Origin of the sequence: Paraburkholderia sediminicola, from assembly GCF_046027355.1 — a bacterium.
GTDB lineage: Bacteria > Pseudomonadota > Gammaproteobacteria > Burkholderiales > Burkholderiaceae > Paraburkholderia > Paraburkholderia sediminicola_B.
The window spans coordinates 18368-34575 of sequence record NZ_JAQQEK010000056.1 but is presented as its reverse complement, the minus strand read 5'-3'; the positions used below and the strand labels follow the sequence as shown (position 1 = coordinate 34575).

Sequence of the window (16208 nt, the reverse complement as noted above, 5' to 3'; positions counted from 1 at the left end):
CTGATGTGACCATGTTGTGTTCCTGATAGTTGGAGGACCATCTACCGCTATCCGGATGATGGCGGGCGGTCGAGATAGGAGGGCCAAAATGCAGCCCGTCACATAAGATGACTAATTACATACACACGAAGGCGCGCGATCACTACCGAACGCGGCGTCGCCCTGCCCGCGGCAAAGCGCGATCAGCAACAACGCGGAGATCAGGCGTTGCGCAACGACAGGTCGACGTGCTTCAGGCGTCGCACGATACGTTCGACGAACTCCAACGTTACGTGAGGCAGCGCGCGTTGGTTGGGCGTGATGACGCCGACGGTGAGCGCGTTAACGTTCACGTCGTCGAGCGGTCTCCATACCACGTCACCTCGCGCCAGTTCGTCGAGAAAAGCCAGTTTGGAGAAAAACGAGATGCCTCGACCAGACGCAATGAGCCGCTTGAGCAGCGTCGTCGAGTTACAGGTGACGCTCGGCTGTAGCGACTCCCAGTACTCGGGAAAGTCGGTGGTGACGACGCCCTGGATCGGCGATCGTCCTTCGAGCCGCAGAAACGCATGATTGCGGCATTCGTCGAAGCTGATGCGCTCCGTCTTCGCTAGCGGATGCGACGATGCCATGACCACGCCCGGCGGCAACGATACTTCGGTCACGACATCGAGCCCGGCGGGCAGCTTCGTAATGTACGAAATACCGACGTCATACTCGCCACTGACCAGCCGCGTCGGTACATCATGGGGCGGCACGGCGGCGATCGAATAGGTCACAGCCGGATAGGCATCCGAAAACTCCTCGACGGTCGCCGGTAGAAAGTCGACGAAAAGCGAATCCATTGCCACCACTGACACGTGTCCCTTGCGCTCGCCTTTCAGGTCGTCAAGTTCGCTGCGCATCAAATGGAAGTCGTTCAGCGTCGCGCGAATGTGTTGCAGCATGCGCTCGCCGGCTGCGTTCAACCGGATACCGTTCGGCAGCCGGTCGAACAGTTCGGTCCCCATCTCCGCTTCGAGCTTCAGGATCTGCCGGTTGACCGCGCTCGACGCGACATAGAGATTCTGCGCGGCCTTGCGGATCGAACTGCATCGAGCCACTTCGACAAAATATTTCAGGACATTCGCATGCATCGTGTTTTCTCAGTTCATCGGCCGCACCGTCCAGGCCGCGACCACGGGATGATCGCAGGCTACCTTGCCTACGTCGCATGCGCCACCCGGGGAACCGAGCGCACTGGCGTCCGGCCCGAAGAAATCCCGGTTCACGGCGGCGAATATAGCCTCCGCTTGCGGGAGTTCTTCATCGTGAAAGATAGCCTCGGTCGGACACACTGAGACACACACCCCGCAGTTGATGCATTCCTCAGGGTGGATGTAGAGCGTGCGCCCGCCCTCGTAGATACAGTCAACCGGACAACATTGCACACACGCACCGTCCTTGACGTCGATGCAGGGCGAAGTGATGACGTAGGCCATCAGCGTCCGCTCCAGACCGGTTTGCGCTTCTCCTGGAACGCGCGCACGCCTTCATTCGCGTCGTCGGATTGAAGTGCGGCCACCAGGGCGGGCAGTCGCAACGCCTGAGCGTCCGCCGGCGAGAGTGTGGACGTGCGCTTGACCACCTGCTTGATCGCCTGCAGCGACAGCGGAGCGCACGCGAGCAGCGCCTGAACCCAACGCTCGACGGCGGCATCCAGTTCGGCACGTGGCACGACTTCATTGACGAGGCCCATATCGAGCCCCTCGCGTGCCGAAATCCGGCGGCCGGTCATCAACATCGCCATTGCCTGGCGGTATGGGATCTGGCGTTGCAGCAGGGTCATGCCGCCGTCGAGCGGCATGCGCCCGACGAGCGCCTCGGGCAGCCCGAAGCTCGCCTCGTCACAGGCGACCACCAGATCGCACCCCAGCACCATTTCGAAGCCACCACCCAAAGCATAACCGTTGACTCGCGCAATCACCGGCACGTTCAGCGTCTCGCGCAGCGCAATGCCGCCGAAGCCGCCCGGGCGCGGCGCCGCCCAATATTCAACACCGCTCACCGACGGGTTCTTCAGGTCCGCGCCGACGCAGAACGCCCGCTCCCCTTCGCCGGTCAGGACCACGACCCGCACATCGCGGTTATGCTCGAGCTCGGTCCACACGCGTTGCAGTTCTGCTTCAGTGGCAAGGTCCACTGCGTTGAGCGCTTCCGGCCGCGCCAGCGTCACCGTGGCGACGTGCTGGTCGATGACAAGACGTACACTCATACAGCCTCCGTGGCGACCTTGCCGCGTAATTGTTGCAGGACCTCTTCGGTATGCTGGCCGAGGCGCGGCGGCCCGCGCCGCAGGCCAACCGGCGCGTGCGAAAGCTCGATCGGGCTGCCGATGAAGCGCACCGGCTGGCCTTCGCCCTCGCCTTCCAGAATCAGCTGGTTATGCAGAGTCTGAGGATCGACCAGCGCTTCACGCAGATCACGCACCGGCGCACACAACAGGTCCTGCTCTTCGAGCCGGGCGAGCCAGAAGTCACGCGTGTTGCTCGCAAAACGCTCGCGGAAGATCCGCTGCAATTCGGTCTTATGAACGAACTGCTGGTTGAGATTGCAAAAGCGTGCGTCGAGCGACAGATCTTCGATCTGCAGTGCAGCGCAGATGTCGCGCAGCGGATTCGCCTTGAACGCACCCACGAGTACCAGCGCACCATCGTGCGTATCGAAGACACCCGAGAGCGGCATCGCGGCCCAGTTCACTTCCGAGTCGGCCATCATGATCATGGCGGCTTCCTGCATCTGCATCGCGAGCATCGAGTTGTACAGCGACACGTTGACCTTCTGCCCCTCGCCCGTGCGTTCACGATGCAGCAACGCGAGCAGGATGCCCTGCACCATGTGCATGCCGGCCGAATAGTCGGCGAGCGCTGTCGGGTACACGGAAATCGGCAGCGACTCATCGGCGCGGCGCGCCATCACACCGCTCATCGCCTGGGCGAGCACGTCCTGGCCACCCTTGTGCGCATAGGGTCCGGTTTCGCCGAAGCCCGTGCCCACCGCATAGATGATCCGCGGATTCAATCGGCGGCAGTCTTCATAGCCAACGCCCATGCGGTCCATCACGCCCGCGCGGAAATTGCTGACGACCACATCCGCGTCCGCGATCAGCGCCTTCAGATCAGCCATCTGCTGCGCGTCGCGCAGGTCGAGCGCCACGCTGCGCTTGTTGCGATTCAGACTGCAGAAGATCGGATTGTCCGCGCCGGCCACCGGCTCGAACGTCGAGCGGCTCAAGTCGCCCGCGCCCTTTCGCTCGACCTTGATCACGTCGGCGCCGTAATCGGCGAGCATCTGCGTGCAGACCGGGCCCATCATGACTTGCGTGAGATCGATGACACGTACGCCGGCAAGCGGCAGGTCGGACGTCTTCGCAATGCTGTCGGCGACGCTCATGCGGCCTCCCGCTGATTGATGTGCGCGGCAAGCGGCGGAATGTCGGCGTTGCGGCCGGTCTGGTCACCCGGATCGGCGCCTTGCACACGCAAGGTCTTCTGCAGTGCATGCACGTCGACGTCGCGCACTCGCACGCCCGCATCGAGCGCGAGCGCGGCAGCCACACCGGCGGCTTCGCCCATTGCCATGCAAGGCGGGATTTCACGCGACATCTTCTGCGCCTGCGAGGTCGCCGAATAGTGGCGGCCGGCAACCAGCAGGTTGTCGATCTGCTTCGGCAGCAACACGCGATACGGCATGTAGTAATCACGGCCACGCGCAATGCTGTCGTCGAAGCGGGTACGCTGCGCGAGGTCGTCCTTCGTCATCACGTACTCGCCTTCGAGCAGACGCGTCTGGCGCACACCGGTTTGCGGCGCGACATCGATCACGTAACACTGCTCGAAGCCGGGCAGCTTCTCGCGCACGAAATCGACCACCGCGTGAATGTGCCGCCGGCCCTGCACTTCCGCGCGCGTCAGGTCTTCGGGCTTGAGGCCGTCGAGACCGGCCATGTGCGGGCAGTTGCACCACACCACGCCGGGCAGCGGTGTCTTCAGCCACCAGTAGCCCCACGAACCACCGAGAATGCGCTTGATCTGACGATCCAATGCCGCAAACGCCTCGGGCTCTTCCGCTTCGAAACGCTCGGCCGCCTCCGTATCGACGCCGCCGAGTCGAAATACCGTCGTCGTGATGTAAGTGCCGCCGACATGCGGCACGCCCGCCGATGCTGCAACATCCAGGTCGCCCGTCGCGTCGATCACCACGTCGGCGAGGATCGCTTCACGACCGCTCTTCGTCTCGCAGATCACGCCCTTCACCTGACCGTCTTCGACCAGCGTGCGCGAGAACCATGAATGCAGACGCAACTTGATGCCGAGCGATTCCACCATCTCCAGCGCGACGCGCTTCATCCCATCCGGATCGAACGCTGCGGCGAAACACACGGGGTGAGGCGTCTTCTGGCTGTGAAAGTCGAAGGTGCCCCAGCGCCCCCACTTGCGATACGCGGCGGGATCCTCGCCCCACTCGTCCGAGCGCGGGAACATCGCCAGCTTGCGCGCCGCCATCCGTTCGATGAAGGTCATGCAGACGCCGCGCACTGAAATCTCCTGCAGGTGGTTGTCCCACATGTCGTCGAGCACCAGCACCATGCCGCCTGATGCGAGGCCGCCCAGGTGGTTGTAACGCTCCAGCAGAATCACCTCGGCGCCGTTGCGCGCCGCCCCAATCGCTGCCGACAGGCCTGCGGGACCGCCGCCCACCACCACGACGTTTGCCTTGGCCGCAACGCGCACATCGCGCACGCTTTCCTGAATCAAATCGCTGATCATGTTCACTTGTCTCCTCTGAGAATTCGGGTGTTTCGTGTTCGGTTCAATGCGTGCTTTCGGGCTGCCATCTGACCACCAGGCGTTCGATAATCGCGATCACCAGGAAAAACATGCCGGACAGCACAGCGCTCATGATGATTGCCGTGTACAGCAAGGCCGAATCAAAGCTGTAGGTCGCCTGAATGATCATGGCGCCGATACCTTGCGTGGCGCCGATCCATTCGCCGACCACCGCGCCGATCACCGACATCGACGCGGCAATGCGCAATGCGGAGAAGAGATAGGGCAGTGAAGCGTAGAGGCGAAGCTTGAAGAAGATTTCGCGCTTGCTTGCCGACAGGATCTGCATCAGTTCCATCGCCTGCGGGTTCACCGCTTGCAACCCGCGGACCATGTTCACGAGCGTCGGGAAGAAACAGACGATCGCCGCAATCGTGATCTTCGGCTCAAGACCGTTACCCATGATGAGGACGAGAATCGGCGCCTTCGCGACCACCGGAATCGAGTTGATCATCACCGCGACCGGATAGAAGATGTCCTGCAGCGTCTTGTTGTGCACGAAGACGGTGGCGATCAGGATCGCCGCCAGGTTGCCGAGCAGGAAGCCACCCACTGCCTCAATCGCCGTCGGCACCAGGTTCTGCAGCAGCACATCGCTCTTGTTGAAAAGCGTCTCCAGAACCAGGAACGGCGACGGCGCGATAAACGGCTTCACATGAAAACCCGCCACCACCGCCCACCACGCGAACAGCAAGCCCGCGACGCCGAGTACCGGCAGGAGGCGCGCGCGCCACAGGCGCTGGCGGCGTTGCGCAAGCCACGCTTGCGCTTCAGGATCCGCCGCTTGAGACGACAGGTTCAATTGCATTTCGGACGTGGTCATCAGCAGGTCTCCAGTACGCGCCGCAGATAGGCAGCGAGTTCGACGAATTCACGGGTCTCGCGGATATCGAGGGTCCGGTCTTCTGGCAATCCAACCGGGACGATCTCCTTCACACGCCCAGGGTTGGCGGCCAGCATCAGCACGCGCTGGCCGAGAAACGCCGCTTCATAGATGCTGTGGGTGACGAAAAGCGTCGTGAGGCCCATCTCTTTCCAGACGCGGCGCAATTCGTCGTTCAGACGGTCACGTGTGATTTCATCGAGCGCGCCAAAAGGCTCGTCCATCAGCAGAACTTTCGGGTCGCTGACGAGCGCTCGCGCAATCGCGACACGCTGGCGCATCCCGCCGGACATCTCGTGCGGGTAAGCGTCCTCGCGCCCCTTGAGGCCGACGAGTTCGAGCAGTTCGCGCGGTGTCGCCCGGCCCGCACGCGCCTTGCCGCCGGCGACTTCAAGCGGCAACTGCACGTTCTGGATCGCCGTGCGCCACGGCAGCAACGCCGCGTCCTGAAACACGAAGCCGATGTCCCGATGCTCACGCGCGACACGGGGCGCCGCGCCGAGCACGCTGATCTCGCCGCGGCTCGGCTTGATGAGGTCCGCGACGACTCGCAGGAACGTCGATTTCCCGCAGCCCGAGGGCCCGAGGAGCGTGAGGAATTCACCGGCCGCGACGTCAAGGCTCAAGCCTTCGATCGCGGTGACGCTGCGCCGGTCGGTGAAGAAGCGCACGTTGATATTGCGGCAACTGATAGACAGATTGGTGTCTTGCAGCGCGCCGACCGACGAGCCGGACCCTTCCGCGCGCGGCGGATTCATAGTGGCAGCATGCATGGATTACACCTTGAGGCGAGAGGAACGGGTAGCGTTGAGAACGTCCATCGTCATCACGTCGTCGACCTTGGGCTGACCTTTCTGGAACTGGCCCAGTTGACCGTACATCGTGATCTGCTCTTCCCAGACCTTTGCGTCCATCGTGCCCCAGCCCTGGGTCTGCGTGGTCTGATCGAACGCGTAGCCCATCAGCGAATCGATCGCGACACGCTCATCGGCGTGGTTCAGGTTCGGATATTCCTTGATGAGTAGATCGACAGCCTGGTCACGATGCGCATTCGCGTAGAGCCAGCCACGTGCGGTTGCGCGCAGGAAACGCGCCACGGTGTCGGGATGGTCTTTGAGCGTCGCGGTGTTCGCGTAGTACGGCAGCGCGTAGAGGCGCACGCCGGTGTCCCACAGGCGCAAGTCGACGCGATCCGCGCCGAGTGGCTTGAGCGCCGTGGTGTTGGTTTGCCAGCCGGTTACCGCATCGACCTGACCACTCAGAAGCGGCATCATGTCCGCGCCAATCGGCACGATGTTGACCTGGCTTTCCGGGATCTTGTTCTTCGCGAGCAACGCCTTGAGCAGCACCATGCCCGTCGACTGGATACCGATGCGCTTGCCGATCATGTCGTGCGGTGTGCGCACGGGATTCTTCTTGAGCGAAAAGAAACTGTAAGGATGCTGCTGCAGACCGGTCGCAATGCATTTGATCGGCAAGCCTTCCGAGACGGCAAGCATGATCGACGGGCTCGACGAAATCTCACCGGCCTCGGATCGGCCCGAGGCGACAATCGCGACGCCGTCAATATTCGGGCCGCCCGGCTGGATGTGAAAATCGATTCCTTCCTGCTCGTAATAGCCGAGCCGCTTCGCCGTCACTTCACCGACCTGGTTGCCGCCCGGGATCCAGCCCAGCTGCATGTTGACGGTTGCCCTGTCGCCCGCAAAGGCGCGCACCGAAAGCAGTGCGCCCGTCGCAGCCATGCCGCCCGCCGCGAGTGTCATCCGCAGCAAACGCCGACGTCCGGCATTTTCGATTACTGACATCATCTCCTCCGTTGGTCCTTCCTGGATACAAGGGGCCGGTCGTCAAACGCTCAGTGCTGCCGGTCCAAACGATTATTAAGAGCCAAAAGTGTCCTCGCAAGCATCAATTTTGAAGATGAGCGATGCCAAAATTAGAGCGCCCTTCCTTCGCAAGCTTTCTGACGAATTGCCCAAAAGCGTGCGTGATTCGTGCACCAGTTCGACCTCGACGCGCTAAAAATTCGATCACTGGTAGTCAAATTCAGTGCTAGCCGTCGAGAATTTTGTTCCGCAAGAATCGCCACCAATCGCATCAGATTTACTTCAACGCAAGGCGATTTCCGAAAGGATTTTGTAATTAAAGGCAATCCCGATGCGGGATCGCATTGCTGCGCCGCCCATTAATCAGAGAAAGCTGAGACAGTTATCGAAGACACAAAACCTTCGCTGCACAATGGCTTTGCTTCGTGATCCTAACCACAATTCAGATTCAAAAATCCACTTTCACTTTTCCAAAAAAAGCATTCAAAGGAAATCATGAATCGACGCATCTTTGTTCTCGCCGCAATGACATTGTTCTGCCAGACTGCATCCGCCCAAAGCAGCGTGACCCTGTACGGGCTGATTTCGACGGGCATCGTCTATGCGAACAATCAGAAAGGTGCAGACAAGCAAGGCCACGCGACGTGGCAGTTCGCGAGCGGGCCGATGCAGACGCCTCGCTGGGGAATGAAGGGTGTAGAGGATCTGGGCGGGGGACTGAAGGCCATCTTCACGCTGGAAGGCGGCTACAGCGTGGCGACTGGCGCACTGTCGCAAGGCGGCCGTGAGTTTGGCCGGCAGGCTTTTGTCGGTTTGTCGTCGGATACCCTCGGAACGGTAACACTAGGCCGTCAATACGACGAGGCAGTCACATTGTGTGTCTTCTCGTCGGCCTGTCAGTTCGCAGCGTACGGTGCGCACATTGGCGACAGCGACAACGTGTTCGACACGTTCCGGATCAACAACGCGGTCCAGTACAAGAGCATCGACTACAAAGGTCTTCAGTTTGAAGGACTCTACGGCTTCTCGAATAAGGCGGGCGGCTTCTCCGACAACAATGCCTATAGCGCCGCGGTGCAGTATCGCAACGGGCCGCTGTCGGCCGGCCTGGCGTTCCTTCAGGTCAATACGCCGAACGACGCCAATAACACGAACGGCGCGGTGGTGAACGACTATGGCTTCACGTCGCCGTTCATCACAAATCCGGCGACCAACGCGGGCGTCAGCAAGCAAAGAATGTTTGGAGCGGGCGGCGCTTACGCGTTCGGTCCGGCGAACCTGTCGCTGCTTTATACCAATGCGCGATTCGATTATCTCGACACGTCGCGTCTGACGCTGCAAAATTTTGAGGTTTCGCTGACCGACTACGTGACGCCGCAACTCATTCTTGGCGCCGCGTATATCTTCACCACGGGGCAATACCACCCGCAGGACAACAGTCCAAAATGGCATCAGGTGAATACCGGCGTGGACTACCTGCTCAGCAAGCGCACCGATCTCTTCCTCGTAGGCATCTATCAGAAAGCGGCGGGTGACGCGCAGCACGCGCAGATCTATTCGCTTTCCCCGTCGACCACCAAGTCGCAGGTCTCAGCGGTGATCGGACTCCGGCATAAATGGTGAGCGGTGTTACCAGCCTGGCGGACAGAAAGGATTGCGAATCGGCCATCGGGACGTCTCCTGAACAGGCGGCGCCTGTTGAACCAAGCAGAAGTGCCGCGGCCGTTGCGGCCATTCGCGCTTCACTTCTGTGGCCGGTTTTCAAATAACCGGTTCAAAACAGCGCCGACGGCGAGAGTCGCCCTACTTCCGATACTGGAGCAAACGCCGCCTCATCGGCAGCTTCCAGGGGGCAAGGATCACTCCCCCTCGAGTCAGCCCGCAGTTCGGCCATTGCCGAAATTCGAGTATCGGCGTTGGTCAGGCGGCTACGGGGCGCTTTCCTGACATTTGAAGGTCGGCGGTCGCGAATGACCGGTCTCACGGAAGCCGGAATTCGCACTTTCGACCCTGAACTGCCATTCGATACCGCGCAGCCTATATGTCCGCTCCCGAGGCAAAAGCGGTCATGCCAGGATAAGCCCAACGCGGAATCTCCAGCCCCCGTTCTCACGGGTGCCAGCCGGGAGGCGCGCGAAGAAAAGCCCTGCCACGACCACCGGCATGAAACACGCGGTCAGACTCAGCATCTTGACGGGAGTTGCGCACGCTTGCGCTGCTTGGGAGGCCTTGAGCTCCATCGAGATTGCTCCGCACAACAAATTTGTGCCAAATTAGTATATGATGATCATCATGCAAAAGTCATCAATCACTAGGAAACCGGTCGGCCGCAAGGAAATCACGCATGAGCGCATCGTGGAGGTTGCCGCGCGCGCGATCCGGCGCAGCGGCTACGACGGTACGGGCGTGGCCGACATCATGAAAGAGGCCGGCCTGACACATGGCGGCTTCTACGCGCACTTTCCATCGCGGGAGGTGCTGCTCGCTGAAGCGGCCGACCGCGCCGGCGCTGAGTCAGTGGCCCTGTCGGAGCAAATCGCAGCCTCTGTGCCGCCGGAACAGGCATTACCGTCGATGGTACGCGCCTATCTGTCGAAGGAACACCGCGAAGGCATAGAGACAGGCTGCCCGATCTCCGCTCTTGGCTCAGAGATGCCGCGCCAGGCGCCGGTCGTGCGGCGTGCGGCCACCCGCCGAATCAAGGAGATGATCGACGTCGTTGCGCGCCAATCGCCTGATTGGGGTCAACCGGGTGCGCATGAACAGGCACTGATGATCGTTGCCAGTATGGTCGGCACCATGGTGCTAGCGCGCGCCGTAGACGACCCCAAGCTATCCGACGGTTTTCTCGAAGCCGCATTGAAGAAATTCGCACCCGCTGACGAGTAAATCCGCTTGTTCGACGTGCGTTTTTGCTGGATTAAAAATATGATGATCATAATATTTTAGGCAGGACAAACACTCGACTCGCCACGCAAAGGCATTGCTCACCATCTGAAGGAAGGACATTATGAAAAGCGGAATAGCCGTCGTTACGGGCGCCTCGTCGGGCATCGGCGAGGCCACTGCGAACCGCCTTACCAAGGCCGGGTACAAGGTCTACGGTACCAGCCGGCGCCGTGCACAAGCCGGCCAGCGGACGTTCGAGATGCTGCCGCTGGACGTGACTAGCGAAGCATCAGTCGAAGCGGTTGTCACAGAAGTCCTGCGCTTGCACAACCGCATCGACCTGCTAGTGAACAACGCGGGCTTCGGCGTCGCCCCTGCCGCTGCGGAAGAGAGTTCGCTTGACCAGGCCCGTGCGATCTTCGATACGAACTTCTTCGGGATTATCCGTATGACGCGCGCCGTGTTGCCCCATATGCGGCGACAAGGTAGCGGCCGCATCATCAACATCGGCTCCGTGCTGGGTTTCTTACCCATGCCCTATATGGCGCTCTATTCCGCCACCAAGCACGCGGTTGCAGGGTATTCAGAGTCGCTCGACCATGAATTGCGCACAATGGGCATCCGGGTATCGGTTATTGAGCCTGCCTACATCAAGACGCCTTTCGACGCGAACTTTATGGCGCCCGACGCCCCCCTCGACGAGTACCGCGAGGTGCGCTCGGCCGTGGATAAGCGAGTCAAGGAGGTGGTCGAGGGTGCTGACGGTCCCGAGATTGTGGCCGAGACCGTACTGCAGGCGGCTCTCGCGGCTCGTCCGAAACTCCGCTACGCAGCCGGTGGACTCGCCAGCCGTCTGCGATTGCTACGCAGATTTGCACCCGCGGGCGTGGTAGACGCCGGCATTCGCAAAGATCTGCGGCTCACAACGTAGACGGAATTACTTAACGCAACATGAAACTGGCAAGGAACAACGAACCATGATGAAGGCATTCGTCGTCGATCGATATGGACGCAAGAGTGGCGTACGCGCCGGCGATATGCCGGTTCCGGAGCTGCGTGAGGACGACGTATTGATCCAGATTCACGCCGCTGGCGTGAATCCTCTCGATTCAAAGATCAGGGATGGAGAGTTCAAGCTCATTTTGCCCTATCGTTTGCCGCTGATTTTGGGCAATGATCTGGCCGGAGTTGTTGTCCGCGTCGGATCGCGCGTGCGGCGATTCAAGCCGGGCGATGAGGTCTATGCGCGACCGCACAAAGATCGGATCGGCACCTTCGCGGAATTCATCGCGGTCAAGGAAGACGGCGTAGCCCTCAAGCCCAAAACACTCACTATGGAAGAAGCGGCTTCAATCCCGCTGGTGGGCTTGACCGCCTGGCAAGCGCTGGTCGAAAAAGGTCAACTGAAGAAAGGACAAAAGGTATTGATACACGCCGGCTCGGGTGGTGTCGGCACCTTTGCCATCCAACTGGCCAGGCATCTGGGCGCGATCGTCGCGACGACAGCGAGCGCCGCGAATGCCGGATTGATGAAGCAACTTGGGGCGGATATCGTCGTCGATTATAAGAAAGACGACTTTACCGCCGTGCTGAAAGACTGCGACGTGGTGCTGGATACGCAAGGTGGAAATACGCTCGAAAGATCGCTGCGAGTTCTCAAAACGGGTGGCAAGCTCATCGGAATCGCCGGTCCGCCCGATCCTGATTTCGCTAAAAAGATGGGCGCCTCCTGGTTTCTGAAAACCGTGATGGGCTTTCTAAGCTATCGCATCCGGAAGGCGGCTAAGCGTCGTGAGGTCACTTATTCATTCCTGTTTATGCGTGCCGATGGCGACCAGCTAGGCCAGATCGCTACGCTCATTGACTCAGGTGCGATCAGACCCGTGATCGATCGAATCTTTCCGTTTGAGTCAACACGAGAGGCTTTGGCTTACGTCGAAACGGGACGTTCAAAGGGTAAAGTTGTCATCAAGATCCGATAGAGGGAGAGATCTCTATTTGATTTCTCGCAGACGTAACGGCACTTGTTCGACGTGAATTTCCTGGACCGCTGAATGTCAACGTCCGTTGTCAGCGTGGAGCCGGCCTTCAAACGTCCTCAGAAGAATCAAGAGGAGCGAGGGCTCCTGGCCGATCACTGCCTCATGCAAACGGCATAGACTACCCGATCCCGCACCGCCTCGATCGGCAGCACGCGACCCCATTGCCGTCATCCAGATCGCCGCACGGCAATAGCCGTTCTCAAAGTTCTACGGCCGTTCGCTCACGCGAGATCGCCTTTCGCTTGCCGGCCGTGGCCAACGTTCATGAAGTAGCCGTGTAGGGGTGGCAAGACGCCGTTTTCCGGACGTTCGCCCGACCCGCCGCCGTGAACGTTCGGTTTCAAAAACGGCGCATATCATGCGCGCCATCGTGGCGAGCGCGCGTTAGATGCCTGCGCCGGTCAACACCGTGATGCCAGGTCATAACGATGCGCTATTCCGCCTCGCTACTTCAATTGCAGGCGAGGTAACCGATAGCACAGACCTCCGGTTGCCCTGCCAGACCCGCCAGGCGATCGCAGGGCTGAGCAGCAACGACGGCGGCATCATCAGGTTGACGACCTTCAGAAACGCTGTCGCCAGCGTGCTGTCGTGCGTCGCGGCAAGGTGAAGCTTGCCAATGTACCAGTTGATGAAACGCAGCATCGGCGGGCGTGCGCCCTTGACTTGTGGATGGCGGAGGTCGTTGCCAACCGCGATGTCCCACGGAATATCGACGATCTTCGCGGCCACCCTGAAGAATCGACGCGCAAGATCGTTCGAACCCGCGCGCAGGCACCGCTGCAGCGTCAACGCTTCCTCTGCCGCGACCGTCATGCCCTGCCCGTAGACCGGGTTGAAGCTGCAGATGGCGTCACCGAAAACCAGGTAATTTTCGGGGAAGCGCGCGAGCTTTTCGTACCGCCGGCGCAGGCTGGAGACGTAGCGGTAGCGCCTGTAATCGGTTAGCGGCTCCGCTCCTGCGACAACGTCGTGAATTTCCATGGTCGGCAGCGTCGCCAGATACGCGAGAAAGCCCTGGTCGTTGTCGGGTGCGTCGTCGCCAAGAAAACCACCGGCACTGACGATCCAGCTGTCGCTTTCCTGCGCGAGCATGACACCGTTGCGCCAGTTCGGCGCACTACCGGCGACAACGATACCGTGCTTGCCGTCAAGATCAGTCGGCCGACGTCGATACGTACGGGTCATGTAGCAGATGCCGATCTCGACTTTCTCATTGGCGGGAGGTTGGTAGCCGAGCTCTTCAAGCCACGCCGCACTGCATGAGCCACGGCCAGTCGCATCGACGACAAGGTCCGCGTTGATGGTCTCTTCCGGCTTGCCATCGACACATGCGCGCACACCGGTCACGCTCTTGCGAACGGGGTCGGTGACAAGACCCCGCACAGCGCAACTTTCTATGGCGCGCACGTTCGGCAATCCAAGGAGCCGTCGGCGCAGATGGCCTTCGAGCACGGGACGGCTGGCAAGCAGGCCGATCAGGTCGCTCGTGCCGTTAGCAAGCCTGACGTTGCGACCTATCCAGATCACATCGTTGACTACATCACCGATCAAGCCGCCGCTTTGCGCGACAACCTCGGTGTTGAATCCTGGGAAGAATTCCTCGAGTACCGCGCTGCCGCGCGCAAGTAGCCCATGGGTATGACGACCTTGTGGCACGCCCTTGCGCGGCGTGTCTCCTGCCGGAAACGCATCGCGCTCAAGCACGGTGACGATGGTATAGAAATCCGACAGCACGCGGGCGGCCAGGAGCCCACTCATGCTGGCGCCGATCACGATCGCATGCTCGCCCAGGTTCTTCATGACAATCCTCCAGTTCAATCCGTCGCGATGAGTCCAGCGACCATCGTTTGCAGGGAATGGTAGGATTGCCTCGTCCCCTGAGCGTCCCCGGACGCCGTCATTGAAGGTCGCCTCGCCATGGCTCTGTTCAGCGTGCGGACGCTTGGATTTCCGGAGATCCGTCGGGACGACCGGCTGTGCCAGCTGCCCCTGCGCAAGGGCCTAGCCCTGCTGGTCTACCTGGCCGAAGCGAAGGGCTCAGTCGGACGCGACGTCAGCGCCACGATGTTGTGGCCGGAAGGCTGCGAAGAGGTTGTACGGGCGCGGCTGCGGCGTCTGTTGCATCGCCTCCAGCTCACGCTTGGCGACGAGGTTCTCACCACCGACCGGTCAACAGTTCGATGGTCGGCAGCGATCGATCTGCAGGTGGATTCCCAGCTGTTCGAGCAAGCCTGCGACCGCGGCGAGTTCGAGCGGGCGTGCCGCCATTATCTCGGTGACTTTCTCGAGGGTTTTTCGCCCGGCGACTGCCCGCAGTTTGACGAGTGGGCTTTCTTTCGCCGTGAGGCCTTGCGGGGCCGGGCGATCCAGGCGCTCGAGCGGGTGGTTCATGAAAAGAATGCGGCCGGCGACTACGCGGCCGCGGCCGCGCACGCCGGCCGTCTCGTTGAGCTCGATCCGCTCAGCGAAGTGTACGGCCGGCACCTCATCCGCAACCTTCTGCTCTCTGGAGACCGGACCACGGCCCAGCGGCACCTCGAGGCCCTGACGCAGCGCCTTCGCGACGAGCTCAATGTGGCCCCCGAATCGGAGACCCGCGCGCTGCTAGATGCCGGCGCGACGTTGCCCATCGAGGAGCCGCCGTCGACGCGCTACGTCAGTGGTGGCGGCGTCCATCTCGCATTCCAGACCTACGGCGCCGGCCGCATTGATGTTCTGATGCTGCCCGGTTTCGTGTCTCACGTCGAACGGGTGTGGGAAGAGCCCCGGTGCCGGGCGTTCCTGTCCTCCCTCGCCGAGATGGGTCGTCTCATCCTGCTCGATCGTCGCGGCGTCGGGCTTTCCGACCGGGTCGGGTTCAATCCCAGCGTCGACGCGACCGCGCAGGACATCGGCACCGTGCTAGACGCCGCGGGCAGCCGCAGGGTCGTGCTGTTCGGCGCGTCGGAGGGCGGACCAGCATGCATCAAGTTTGCCGTTGATTACCCCAATCGCGTCGCTGGCCTCATTCTGTTCGCCTCGTTGGCGAAGGGAACCGCAACGCACGACTATCCCCACGCACTTCAGGCTAGTCAGTATGACATGTGGCTGCAGCAGCTCGTCGCAGGCTGGGGTGGTCCTGCAGGCATTGAGACATTCGCGCCGAGCCTGTCTGGCGATCCTCAGGTGAGAGCCTGGTGGGCAGGCTTGCTCCGGGCCGCGTCGAGCCCGGGAACCATCAAGGGTGTGCTCGAGGCGTTGCGCGACATGGATGTGCGGCATCTCCTGGGCCGAGTTTCCATGCCGACCTTGGTGGTGCATCGTCACGACGACCGCGCCGTTCGCATCGGCGCCGGCCGGCACCTCGCCAGCCACATCGCGCACGCGCGATTCGTCGAGCTCGACGGCGCCGATCACTGGGCGTTCGCGGGCGATCAGCAACCCGTCCTGGACAACATCAAGCAATTTGTCGGCAGTCTCGCTGGGTAACGGTACGCGGTTACGTCGATTATTTCGATTTGCGTGGGCCGGATCGGATTACTTCTTGTATCTTTACAGCGATATTTTTACGTGGCTTAAAAAGCTACGTAAAAATATCTGGAAGGGTGCCGGTTCAAACTCTGATGCTTGACAGCGAAGCGCTATCGACGACACTCTTGCGGATAGTTCTACGTACGAGCACTATGACCTTCTCTCTCGCCGCTGGCCGACGCAAACACGTACGTTCGAGAACTAA

General features: G+C 61.0%; 14 protein-coding genes. 5 read left to right on the top strand and 9 right to left on the bottom strand.

All coding sequences use genetic code 11. The features are described from left to right. Positions 1-200 precede the first annotated feature (200 nt). The 8 genes from PQR42_RS43340 to PQR42_RS43305 are packed head-to-tail and all read right to left on the bottom strand — an operon-like array spanning position 201 to position 7538. Positions 201-1115 (bottom strand): LysR family transcriptional regulator, encoded by a 915-nt coding sequence (locus PQR42_RS43340; RefSeq protein WP_408220642.1) that lies wholly within the window; start codon positions 1113-1115, stop codon positions 201-203. A 9-nt stretch (positions 1116-1124) separates the two neighbouring features. Continuing rightward, complete coding sequence (gene fdxA, locus PQR42_RS43335; RefSeq protein ID WP_408220640.1) at positions 1125-1460, bottom strand: ferredoxin; 336 nt, start codon at positions 1458-1460, stop codon at positions 1125-1127. Next, a complete protein-coding gene (locus tag PQR42_RS43330; RefSeq protein WP_408392788.1) occupies positions 1460-2233 on the bottom strand; it encodes an enoyl-CoA hydratase-related protein in 774 nt (257 codons plus the stop codon). Before PQR42_RS43330 ends, fdxA begins: the two co-directional genes overlap by 1 nt. Continuing rightward, positions 2230-3411 carry a CaiB/BaiF CoA transferase family protein gene (locus tag PQR42_RS43325; protein ID WP_408392790.1) on the bottom strand — a complete coding sequence of 394 codons (1182 nt, stop codon included), beginning with the start codon at positions 3409-3411 and terminating at the stop codon, positions 2230-2232. Before PQR42_RS43325 ends, PQR42_RS43330 begins: the two co-directional genes overlap by 4 nt. Next, positions 3408-4793 (bottom strand): FAD-dependent oxidoreductase, encoded by a 1386-nt coding sequence (locus PQR42_RS43320; protein ID WP_408392793.1) that lies wholly within the window; start codon positions 4791-4793, stop codon positions 3408-3410. The genes PQR42_RS43325 and PQR42_RS43320 overlap by 4 nt, the downstream gene beginning before the upstream one ends. A 37-nt stretch (positions 4794-4830) precedes the next feature. Continuing rightward, positions 4831-5670 (bottom strand): ABC transporter permease, encoded by an 840-nt coding sequence (locus PQR42_RS43315; RefSeq protein ID WP_201126681.1) that lies wholly within the window; start codon positions 5668-5670, stop codon positions 4831-4833. After that, on the bottom strand, positions 5670-6503 hold the full coding sequence (locus tag PQR42_RS43310) for an ABC transporter ATP-binding protein (protein ID WP_408495763.1): 834 nt from the start codon (positions 6501-6503) through the stop codon (positions 5670-5672). The genes PQR42_RS43315 and PQR42_RS43310 overlap by 1 nt, the downstream gene beginning before the upstream one ends. A 3-nt stretch (positions 6504-6506) precedes the next feature. Continuing rightward, positions 6507-7538, bottom strand: a complete 1032-nt coding sequence (locus PQR42_RS43305; RefSeq protein ID WP_408220627.1) for an ABC transporter substrate-binding protein — start codon at positions 7536-7538, stop codon at positions 6507-6509. Positions 7539-8054: 516 nt separating this feature from the next. On the opposite strand from PQR42_RS43305, the gene PQR42_RS43300 reads away from it, so the two are divergent. The 4 genes from PQR42_RS43300 (at position 8055) to PQR42_RS43285 (ending at position 12430) form a co-directional block, all read left to right on the top strand. Then, on the top strand, positions 8055-9182 hold the full coding sequence (locus PQR42_RS43300; protein WP_408392797.1) for a porin: 1128 nt from the start codon (positions 8055-8057) through the stop codon (positions 9180-9182). Between the two features lie 657 nt (positions 9183-9839). Continuing rightward, entirely contained in the window at positions 9840-10448 is a 609-nt protein-coding gene (locus PQR42_RS43295; protein ID WP_408220622.1) for a TetR/AcrR family transcriptional regulator, read from the top strand. Positions 10449-10569: 121 nt separating this feature from the next. Further along, positions 10570-11379 carry an oxidoreductase gene (locus tag PQR42_RS43290; RefSeq protein WP_408392799.1) on the top strand — a complete coding sequence of 270 codons (810 nt, stop codon included), beginning with the start codon at positions 10570-10572 and terminating at the stop codon, positions 11377-11379. Positions 11380-11428: 49 nt separating this feature from the next. Continuing rightward, a complete protein-coding gene (locus tag PQR42_RS43285) occupies positions 11429-12430 on the top strand; it encodes an NADP-dependent oxidoreductase (protein ID WP_408220646.1) in 1002 nt (333 codons plus the stop codon). 480 nt (positions 12431-12910) lie between these two features. Here the strand turns inward: PQR42_RS43285 and PQR42_RS43280 are convergent, their stop codons facing one another. Continuing rightward, positions 12911-14293, bottom strand: a complete 1383-nt coding sequence (locus PQR42_RS43280) for an FAD-dependent oxidoreductase (RefSeq protein ID WP_408392802.1) — start codon at positions 14291-14293, stop codon at positions 12911-12913. A gap of 117 nt (positions 14294-14410) precedes the next feature. Here PQR42_RS43280 and PQR42_RS43275 point away from each other — a divergent pair, with 117 nt between their 5' ends. Beyond that, a complete protein-coding gene (locus PQR42_RS43275; protein ID WP_408392804.1) occupies positions 14411-15961 on the top strand; it encodes a bifunctional AfsR/SARP family transcriptional regulator/alpha/beta hydrolase in 1551 nt (516 codons plus the stop codon). Positions 15962-16208: the final 247 nt, after the last annotated feature.

What these genes read in the sequence shown, in the direction of transcription:
- PQR42_RS43330 (WP_408392788.1), bottom strand. Translation starts at nt 2,233, where the DNA reads ATGAGTGTACGTCTTGTCATCGACCAGCACGTCGCCACGGTGACGCTG.
- PQR42_RS43285 (WP_408220646.1), top strand. Translation starts at nt 11,429, where the DNA reads ATGAAGGCATTCGTCGTCGATCGATATGGACGCAAGAGTGGCGTACGC.
- PQR42_RS43315 (WP_201126681.1), bottom strand. Translation starts at nt 5,670, where the DNA reads ATGACCACGTCCGAAATGCAATTGAACCTGTCGTCTCAAGCGGCGGAT.
- PQR42_RS43310 (WP_408495763.1), bottom strand. Translation starts at nt 6,503, where the DNA reads ATGCATGCTGCCACTATGAATCCGCCGCGCGCGGAAGGGTCCGGCTCG.
- PQR42_RS43290 (WP_408392799.1), top strand. Translation starts at nt 10,570, where the DNA reads ATGAAAAGCGGAATAGCCGTCGTTACGGGCGCCTCGTCGGGCATCGGC.
- PQR42_RS43275 (WP_408392804.1), top strand. Translation starts at nt 14,411, where the DNA reads ATGGCTCTGTTCAGCGTGCGGACGCTTGGATTTCCGGAGATCCGTCGG.
- fdxA (WP_408220640.1), bottom strand. Translation starts at nt 1,460, where the DNA reads ATGGCCTACGTCATCACTTCGCCCTGCATCGACGTCAAGGACGGTGCG.
- PQR42_RS43300 (WP_408392797.1), top strand. Translation starts at nt 8,055, where the DNA reads ATGAATCGACGCATCTTTGTTCTCGCCGCAATGACATTGTTCTGCCAG.
- PQR42_RS43325 (WP_408392790.1), bottom strand. Translation starts at nt 3,411, where the DNA reads ATGAGCGTCGCCGACAGCATTGCGAAGACGTCCGACCTGCCGCTTGCC.
- PQR42_RS43305 (WP_408220627.1), bottom strand. Translation starts at nt 7,538, where the DNA reads ATGTCAGTAATCGAAAATGCCGGACGTCGGCGTTTGCTGCGGATGACA.
- PQR42_RS43280 (WP_408392802.1), bottom strand. Translation starts at nt 14,293, where the DNA reads ATGAAGAACCTGGGCGAGCATGCGATCGTGATCGGCGCCAGCATGAGT.
- PQR42_RS43295 (WP_408220622.1), top strand. Translation starts at nt 9,840, where the DNA reads ATGATGATCATCATGCAAAAGTCATCAATCACTAGGAAACCGGTCGGC.
- PQR42_RS43340 (WP_408220642.1), bottom strand. Translation starts at nt 1,115, where the DNA reads ATGCATGCGAATGTCCTGAAATATTTTGTCGAAGTGGCTCGATGCAGT.